We start from the raw sequence: 8,221 nt of genomic DNA, 5'->3' as shown, positions 1-8,221 counted from the left end.
GTAGAGCAGGGGACTGAAAATCCCCGTGTCATTGGTTCGATTCCGATCGGAGGCACCAGTCAGGAAACCCAGCAGGGTTTCCAATATGCGGCCGTAGCTCATCTGGTAGAGCGCCACCTTGCCAAGGTGGAGGTAGCGAGTTCGAGCCTCGTCGGCCGCTCCATTATGGAGCAGCAGCAGTTGCTCCGGTATGGCCCGGTAGCTCAGTTGGTTAGAGCACCAGCCTGTCACGCTGGGGGTCGTCGGTTCGAGCCCGATCCGGGTCGCCACATTTGAAGCGAAAGCTTCTACCTACTTTGAATTTATTTCAGGGCATCATTAAATGATGGGTGCAGGGGTAAATGCACCGAATATGCGGCCGTAGCTCATCTGGTAGAGCGCCACCTTGCCAAGGTGGAGGTAGCGAGTTCGAGCCTCGTCGGCCGCTCCATAAGGAGCAGCAACAGTTGCTCCAAATATGGTGACGTGGCCAAGTGGTAAGGCAAGGGTCTGCAAAACCCTCATCCACCAGTTCAAATCTGGTCGTCACCTCCAAAAGACTCCCGGGTGCTGAGGCATCCGGGATTTTTTGTTTTCCGCTCTCGTTAAATAATCTACTTACGCAAAAAGTCTTGTCTCCCCTCTTCGCTCTGTGCTATGCTAGGCGTGTCCGCAAAAAAACGGCTAAGAACTGCATCAACAGAGGAGGATACAGACTCATGCCAGAGTTCCCGCGCAAAGATTTCCAGCTCCATGTGGGCTGGCGCACCATCAAAACTGCCGTCAGTGCCATGCTGGTGGCCATCGTCTACTGTCTCATCGGCCGCAACCCGGCCTTTGCCTGCATCGGCGTCATCTTCGGCATGGGCGTCGATATGCGGGATTCCATCCAGAACGGCGGCAACCGACTGTTCGGCACCCTCATCGGAGGCCTGCTGTCCATCGGTGTGTTCTGGGTGTATCTGCTGTTCTATCCGCAGGGCGGCCACACCGTTTTTCTGGCGGTGCTGCTGGGCGCTGCCACCGTCATCCTCATCCTGCTGTGTCAGTATTTCTGGCCGGGCGGCGTCCAGCCCGGCGGCGTGGTGCTCTGCATCGTGCTGTTCAGCACCCCCATCGAGAGCTATGTGAGCTACGCGCTCAATCGCATCCTCGACACCGCTATCGGCGTCATCATGGCGCTGCTGGTCAACTACTTCCTCCCCCGCGCCCGGGTCGTGGCCTTCTGGGAGGGACTCAAAGGTCTGTTCCGAATGGGCAGCAAGGTCTGAACGTCTTCGCGCCCCGCTCCGGCGGGGCGCTTTTCTTTTGCCCTCCGCCGTGATACAATGGACATATCATCACTTTCCGGAAAGGAGGCCGCGCCATGCCTGCCGAGTCTCACACCACCCTCACCCCGGACACTCCGGTGCGCTACCTCAAGGGCGTCGGCCCTAAGACCGCCGAGCGGTTCGAGAAGCTGGGCATCCTGACCCTCAGCGACCTGCTCTGCCACTATCCCCGCCGGTATCTGGATTTCTCGAAGCCCTATTCCATCGCCGAAGCTCCCAGCGACACCGAGTGTGTCGTGAAGGCCGAGGTATTCGCAAAGCCCGGCGGGCGCATCCTCCCGGGCGGGCGGCGAATGGAGCGCATCACCGCCGGGGATGATGTGTCCAGCCTCGAGGTCACATGGTTCAACAACCCCTATGCGGTCCAGAAGCTGGAGCTGAGACAGGAATATTATTTTCAGGGCATCGTGACCGGCGGGATGCTCCGCCGCCAGATGGTCAACCCGCAGGTGCGCACCGACGCACAGGTGGCCTCCTCCCCCTTCGAGGCCGTCTACCCGCAGACCGAAGGGCTGACCAGCAGCGCCATCGCCAAATGTGTGCGCCAGCTCCTCCCTCACGTCGAGCTTCTGCCCGACCCCCTGCCCCCCGGGATGCTGAAAAAATACCGCCTGCTCCCCAAGGCCGACGCCGTCCGGGCCATCCACTGCCCTGCCTCTGAGGAGGAGGCCTTCGCGGCGCGGCGGCGGCTCATCTACGAAGAGCTGCTGGTCCTGCAGCTGGGCATCGGGCGGATGAAGAACCACGGCGCGGCCTCCACCGGCGCGCCCATGCAAAAGGCCGACGCCTCCCCCTTCTGGGACGCTCTCCCCTTTTCTCCCACCGGTGCACAGCGGCGGGCCGTGGAAGAGATCCTGACCGATATGGCGGGTGAGACCTCCATGAACCGGCTCCTGCAGGGCGACGTGGGCAGCGGAAAGACGCTGGTGGCCGCTGCGGCCATCTGGGCCTGCATCCGGGCCGGGTATCAGGCAGCGCTTCTGGCGCCCACCGAAATTCTGGCCAGCCAGCACGCCGAGAACTTGAACCGCCTGCTCGCCCCCTTTGGGATGCGGGTGGCCCTGCTCACAGGCGGGATGAAGGCTGCCCCGCGCCGCACCACCCTCGCCGCCATCCGGGACGACGAAGCCGACCTCATCGTGGGCACCCACGCCATCCTCAGCGAGGGCGTGGACTTCGCCCGGCTGGGGCTTGCCGTCGTGGACGAGCAGCACCGCTTCGGCGTCCGTCAGCGGGGCCTGCTGGCCGAAAAGGCCGCGAACCCCCACCTGCTGGTCATGAGCGCCACCCCCATTCCCCGGACACTGGGGCTTCTGATGTACGGCGACCTCGACATCTCCATCCTCGACGAGCTGCCGCCGGGCCGCAAGCCGGTCAAGACCCGCTGCATCACCGGCAAGAAGCGGGCCGACCTCTACGGCTTCCTCGACCGGGAGATCGGTGCCGGGCGTCAGGTGTATATCGTCTGCCCCGCCATCGAAGACGCGGGCGGCAGCGGCCTTAACGCCGTCAAGAGCTACTACGAGGACATTGCCAAGGCCCTGCTGCCCGACCGCCGGGTGGGCCTGATGCACGGCAGGCTCAAGCCGAAGGAAAAAGCCGAGGTCATGGAGGATTTCAAGGCCGGGCGGTTGGATGCCCTCGTCTCCACCACCGTCATCGAGGTGGGGGTGGACGTGCCAAACGCCACGGTCATGGTTATCGAGAATGCCGAGCGGTACGGCCTGAGCGCCCTCCACCAGCTGCGCGGACGGGTGGGCCGGGGCGCGGCGGAGAGCTGGTGCTTCCTCGTCAGCGACAACGCCTCCGAGTCGGTGCAGAAGCGGCTCCGCTTCCTCTGCTCCACCTCCGACGGCTTCGCCGTGGCCCAGTACGACCTCGAGACCCGCGGCCCCGGCGATTTCTTCGGGAGCCGCCAGCATGGTCTGCCGACCTTACAGGTCGCCGACCTCATGAACGACACCCGCACCCTCCACGCCGCCCAGAGCGAGGCCGCAGCCCTGCTGGCCGAAGACCCACTCCTCGAGCGCCCTGAGCACGCCCTGCTGTCCCGTCAGGTCGAGCAGATGTTCGATCAGGCCGGGGCCATGAACTGAAGAGCAGCCAAAAAAGGCCCCCGCAGCGTCAAACTGCGGGGGCCTTCTGTTTCAATGTCTGCTCTTTTTCTGCCACCACTTTTTCTTCTCCCCGATGCTCACCACATCGCAGAAGAGGCAGCGGCTCTTAGTGGAGAGCTGCACGTCCCGGTGATAGCAGCCGAAGAACCACTTTTCGTAGGTCGTCTTCATCACGACCTCGTCGAGGAAGAGGTGCAGCCGGTTGCTCTCGCCTACAGCCAGCACGCTGAAATCCAGAAACTTGCTTGGCGCGTCGTGGGTCAGCACATAATCTACCTGCCAGCCGTTTGCTTCCAGCGCGGCTTCGCAGCGGGCATATTCCTCGTCCGAGGGCATCTCCTGCGGCCACCAGTTGACGTGGGTCTCCCGTTCTTCCTTGTCCGGGCTTTCCGCACCGCCGAAGCAGAGGTATTTCTTCCCTTCCAGCTCCAAAACGCTGCCCCGGCAGACATGGTACAGCTCCCCGCCCAGCGGCTGCACCAGCCCGCCGAATTTTTCCTCGGTGGGATACTGCTCCAGCAGGTCGTAGTTCTCGTGGCTTCCGTCGAGGAAGAGGAGGGTGTAAGGCCGTCTGCGCAGCCAGTCCAGCTTCTTCTGCTCGGCCTTGCTGCCGTCCCACACGAAGCCGAAATCGCCCAGCACGATGACGATGTCGCCCTTGCCTGCCCGGCGCAGTTCTCTTTCTTTGAAACGGTCCAGCTCGCCGTGGGTGTCGCCCGTAAGATATACCATTCTCTGCCTCCCTGTGCGGAGTGTGAAATCGACCCAAAAGCCTTGTCACGCCCCATCAAACCTGTTATTATAAAGTATAAGGCCCCTCTGGCGAGCCTTGTTTCTGCTCTGTGTGAACGGACCATGCTTTTTGTCCGATACTATAATATATTATCGCTTTTTGAGGAAAATGTCCACATGAAACGTATCGTTACCCTGTTTCTCAGCCTTGTTTTGCTGTTGAGCTGCCTGTGTGCACCGGCTTCAGCCCTCTTCGACCCCAGCCTCTTCTATGAGGTGCAGGCCAGAAGCGCCTATGTCGTCAATACAGACACCAACATCATCGTCTACGACAAGGACAGCTCCCGTCAGGTGCCCGCCGGGGGGCTGACCAAATATATGACCATCGCGCTGCTGCTGACAAACTATGCCGACCAGCTCGACAATACCTTCCAGATGCCCTTTGCCATCTCGGACTACGTCCACAACAGCGACAACGCCGATATGCGCTCCAACGAGACCTTCACCTACCGGGAGGCCGTCTATGCGATGGTGACGCGGAACGCTAACGAAGCCGCCATGGGCCTCGCCTACAGCCTCTCGGGCGGTGACCTCGCCGGCTGGGTGAGCCAGATGAACGCCCTCTCCCAGCGCATCGGCACCACCGGCAGCACATGGACGGACGCCTGCGGCCTCGACAGCGGCAATGTGACCACAGCCGTGGATATGTATCTCATCCTGCGGTATCTTATGAGCTTTGATGCCTTCGTGGAGATCTCGTCCGCCCCCACCTTCACCATGCCCGCCAAGGAAAAGCACGCCAAGAGCTTCGTCCTCCTGAGCCAGAATGTAGCGCTCAACAAGACCAGCGGCGGCAGCTTCTACCGAAAGGCCATGCAGGGCGGTATGTGCGATGTGATGGCCTACAAAAACGACCACGGCGACCAGAGCTATGTTTCGTGGGCCAATCAGAACGGCTCGACCTATATCTTCTGCATCATGCAAAGCCCTGACACCTGCGACGCCTACGGCTATGCCAACCGCCGCCCGGCCCTCTACGAGACGACCCGGCTCATCGACTGGGTGTTCCAGAGCTTTTCCATCCAGCCCGCGCTGGACACCGACCTCGCACTGGCCGAGATCCCCGTCAAATATTCCTCCGACACCGACACCCTCAAGCTCTACCCCGACAACAGCATGATGACCCTCCTGCCCTCCTCGGGCGACGGCACTGTGACCCAGAAGTATTTCCATCTGCCCGACTACGTCTGCGCCCCCATCCAGCAGGGCGACATCATCGGAACGGTGGAGCTGAAGCTGGCCGGCGAGACCATCGGCATGGTCAACCTCATCGCCGGGCAGGACGTGAGCCAGAGCAGCCTGCTCTACTCCCTCTCGAAGCTGCGGGAGTTCTTCGGCAGTCTCTACCTCAAGGTCGTGCTCTGCGTCAGCGCCCTCTGCGCCATCGTCTATGCCGCGTGGCTCTTCCTCAGCGCCCAGCATGACCGCCGCCCCTCCAAGAAGATCCACCGCTACGGCCGTCCCCGCGACTGAACCATGCCGTCCAGCATCCGGATTTTCCCGAAAAAGCTGTAAAAAGCAGTTGACAAACACGCTCCCGAGTGGTAATATATACAGGCAGTCCTCGACTGCAAAAAACTGTATAAGGGCGTGTTCCCGAGTGGCCAATGGGGACAGACTGTAAATCTGCTGCTTTCAGCTTCGGTGGTTCGAATCCACCCGCGCCCACCAAACAAGAAAAATCCGAACCTGTTTCCGATTGGAGAAGGGTTCGGATTTTTCGTTTTCTTCGGGTACAACAACGAAGGCTCCCGTGGACGGCGCAAAACTCCGATACCTTGTCATAGACCGTAAGACAATCACAAGATTTGGAGGGTATGATTATGAAGTACGATGAAAGAGCCTGCAAGTTTAATATAGACACTGGCTGCGTGGAGCTGCTGCTCCGGGACGGGAGAAAAATTTCCATTGACTGCACCGGGGTTGAGGATGCTCTGGATGTTACCATGGAGCAGAGGTCAGAACTGGACTACCTCATCTACAATGACCCGCTGGGCTATGCGGACTTGATTTTGAATGGCGACCCAGAGGAATATTTGAAGAATGTGACCGGGAGCCATGGGTTAGAAGATTAAGGGCAAAAAAATGAGAGGTGTGCCCAACTGGACACACCTCGGTGAGATACATCTATATAAGGCAGGGCGTTCCCTTTACTGGGAGCGTCCTGCTGTTTTTATGCGGCAACAAGCAAGGCTTGTAGAGCTTCCTGCTCTTTCAGCCACTCCTCATATTCACGCTGGCCTTCCTCGCTGTTGAAAAACTCAACCATGGAGGGATAAAAGCAACGTGCAAGGGTCTTGATTGCTTCATCCGGGTAGCCGGATTTGTTTGATTTCTTCTTTTTGTTCAAATAGTATCCTCCGAAACTCAAAGTTCCATATCCTGACCACGCTTGCGGTTTTTCTGCGGCACATTCATGGTGCGCTCCTGCTTGGGGGCAAGAATCTTTTCCAGAAAGCTGCGCACCAGTTCAGGCGCACGGTGGAGCGCGTCCAGATAGGGTTTCACGTCGTACCACAGGTCGTGATACTTTTGACCCCAATGAGCAGCTTCCTTCTTGGCGGTGGAAAGTTCTTCTTTCAGGCGGCGGTTCTCCACGTCCATCATATAGCCGTGGTCGGCTTGCTTTTTCAGCTTGGAAAACTCTTCTTCGGTCAGCGAATAGTTGCCGAGAAAGGTGCGCTTACCAATATAATCCAGATCGCGCGCATGAATGAGGGCTTCTTTTGTGAGCGTGACCTTTTTCTGCACAGCGGCAAGTTCCTTTTCGGTCTTGGAGAGGGTTTTGTTGGTTTGGGTGAGGTGCTGCTCTTTCTGGTCAATCTGGGCGGTCAGAGTGTCCAGTCGCTCCTGCTCCCGCTGGACTTTGAACTGGGTGACGGTCAGGTGTTCTTCAGTGCTGCCACGCTCACCACGCTCTACATCCGTGTACCCAGCATTGCGCATATAGTTGAAGAAATCGTCTTGCAGGACACTGTACGACTTCTTCAGGACTGGCTTGCCGTTCTTTTGCAGGACAGGCTTTCCGGCATCGTCCAGCAAGGGCTTGGAAGCCCACTTCTTGCTCCGGCTGACCTGCATGACGGTCTCCTTGACTGTGCCGACCAGTGCCTTGTCCTTGCAGCGTTTCGACCAGAGGATCTGCTTTTCCACCACAGGCACATAGACCACATGGAGGTGGTAGTGGTAGACCTCCCGGCCTAGTGCCTCGGTCATGGCACGGTTGATCTCATCGGCGTGCATGACAGCCGAGAGAATATACTGCTCACCGCCCACGATTTGAACGGCTGCTTTGTAGGCATCCTCATAGAACTGCTTGGCGAACTCGTAGCCACCGTGATTGTCAAAATAGGCCGAGTTGACATCAAAGACAAGCTCGCAATAATGGGTGGCATCCGGCTTCAAGCCGCGCGTGGAGATGGTTCCGGCGGCTTCCAGTCGGGCGAATAGGTCGGTGTAGCTGGCGGTTGGCTTTTTGAAGTGGACGTTCCATGAGGTGCGCTGGGGGATAATGTCGGGGTTCCGATAGCTGTCCTTTTCGCGCTCGTTGTGCTGCTGGGTGTTACCAACGGCCTTATCCGAAACGGCGAGGTTTCGGACACTTGTGCGGTCAATACCATCATTTCTTGCCAAGGGCATCCCTCCTTTCAAGGTTCATCGAGAGGTGACGGGGAACGGAGATGCACTTCTTCGGAAGTGTAATAACCCACTATAACACTTTCATCCCTATGGGCTGCAAAGTGTAGTGGGCTCTTCGAGGACTCTCCGAGGGGGAACGTCTCCTGCGGGAGAGCTACGATCAAGTTCGCACAATGCGAACTTGATTGCTCCGTACGTATCTGAAAAAATTGCGTACGGACTTCAAATAACCTGTACGGTTCGTACGGTGTACGAAAACTTGAAATATAAACGATAACACGTTTTAATTTGCTTTAATTCGCCGTACAGGTGCGTACAAGTACAGACCGTACAGGTTGTACGAACTTCTTCCGTGAAAAAATG

At 58.6% G+C, this 8,221-nt stretch carries 7 protein-coding genes and 5 tRNA genes; 9 read left to right on the top strand and 3 right to left on the bottom strand.

The window, feature by feature from the left end; translation table 11 throughout:
* Positions 1-87 precede the first annotated feature (87 nt).
* The 6 genes from ACT8X9_RS11760 to recG all read left to right on the top strand — a co-directional run bounded on the left by ACT8X9_RS11760 (position 88) and on the right by recG (position 3,406).
* Positions 88-163: transfer RNA gene (locus ACT8X9_RS11760), tRNA-Gly, on the top strand.
* A gap of 29 nt (positions 164-192) precedes the next feature.
* Positions 193-269 (top strand) — tRNA-Asp (locus ACT8X9_RS11755).
* Between the two features lie 85 nt (positions 270-354).
* A tRNA-Gly gene (locus tag ACT8X9_RS11750) sits at positions 355-430 on the top strand.
* A gap of 29 nt (positions 431-459) precedes the next feature.
* Positions 460-534: transfer RNA gene (locus tag ACT8X9_RS11745), tRNA-Cys, on the top strand.
* A 164-nt stretch (positions 535-698) separates the two neighbouring features.
* Positions 699-1,250 (top strand): FUSC family protein, encoded by a 552-nt coding sequence (locus ACT8X9_RS11740; protein ID WP_249234269.1) that lies wholly within the window; start codon positions 699-701, stop codon positions 1,248-1,250.
* A 95-nt stretch (positions 1,251-1,345) separates the two neighbouring features.
* On the top strand, positions 1,346-3,406 hold the full coding sequence (gene recG / locus ACT8X9_RS11735; RefSeq protein WP_444269110.1) for an ATP-dependent DNA helicase RecG: 2,061 nt from the start codon (positions 1,346-1,348) through the stop codon (positions 3,404-3,406).
* 51 nt (positions 3,407-3,457) lie between these two features.
* Here the strand turns inward: recG and ACT8X9_RS11730 are convergent, their stop codons facing one another.
* Positions 3,458-4,159, bottom strand: coding sequence for a metallophosphoesterase family protein (locus tag ACT8X9_RS11730; protein ID WP_444269109.1), 702 nt, complete (start codon positions 4,157-4,159; stop codon positions 3,458-3,460).
* A 177-nt stretch (positions 4,160-4,336) separates the two neighbouring features.
* Between ACT8X9_RS11730 and ACT8X9_RS11725 the strand changes: the two genes are divergently transcribed.
* The 3 genes from ACT8X9_RS11725 to ACT8X9_RS11715 all read left to right on the top strand — a co-directional run bounded on the left by ACT8X9_RS11725 (position 4,337) and on the right by ACT8X9_RS11715 (position 6,294).
* Positions 4,337-5,692 (top strand): D-alanyl-D-alanine carboxypeptidase family protein, encoded by a 1,356-nt coding sequence (locus ACT8X9_RS11725; protein WP_444269108.1) that lies wholly within the window; start codon positions 4,337-4,339, stop codon positions 5,690-5,692.
* A gap of 113 nt (positions 5,693-5,805) precedes the next feature.
* Positions 5,806-5,890: transfer RNA gene (locus ACT8X9_RS11720), tRNA-Tyr, on the top strand.
* Between the two features lie 152 nt (positions 5,891-6,042).
* Positions 6,043-6,294 (top strand): DUF6061 family protein, encoded by a 252-nt coding sequence (locus tag ACT8X9_RS11715; protein WP_444269107.1) that lies wholly within the window; start codon positions 6,043-6,045, stop codon positions 6,292-6,294.
* Between the two features lie 98 nt (positions 6,295-6,392).
* Here ACT8X9_RS11715 and ACT8X9_RS11710 read toward each other — a convergent pair whose 3' ends face one another.
* Entirely contained in the window at positions 6,393-6,569 is a 177-nt protein-coding gene (locus tag ACT8X9_RS11710; protein ID WP_444269106.1) for a hypothetical protein, read from the bottom strand.
* Positions 6,570-6,586: 17 nt separating this feature from the next.
* Positions 6,587-7,852, bottom strand: a complete 1,266-nt coding sequence (locus tag ACT8X9_RS11705; protein ID WP_444269105.1) for a plasmid recombination protein — start codon at positions 7,850-7,852, stop codon at positions 6,587-6,589.
* Positions 7,853-8,221 lie beyond the last annotated feature (369 nt).

The organism is Faecalibacterium sp., assembly GCF_052358865.1.
GTDB lineage: Bacteria > Bacillota > Clostridia > Oscillospirales > Ruminococcaceae > Faecalibacterium > Faecalibacterium butyricigenerans.
Note: the sequence above shows the minus strand (reverse complement) of the source record. Positions and strands in the feature narration are given on the sequence as shown.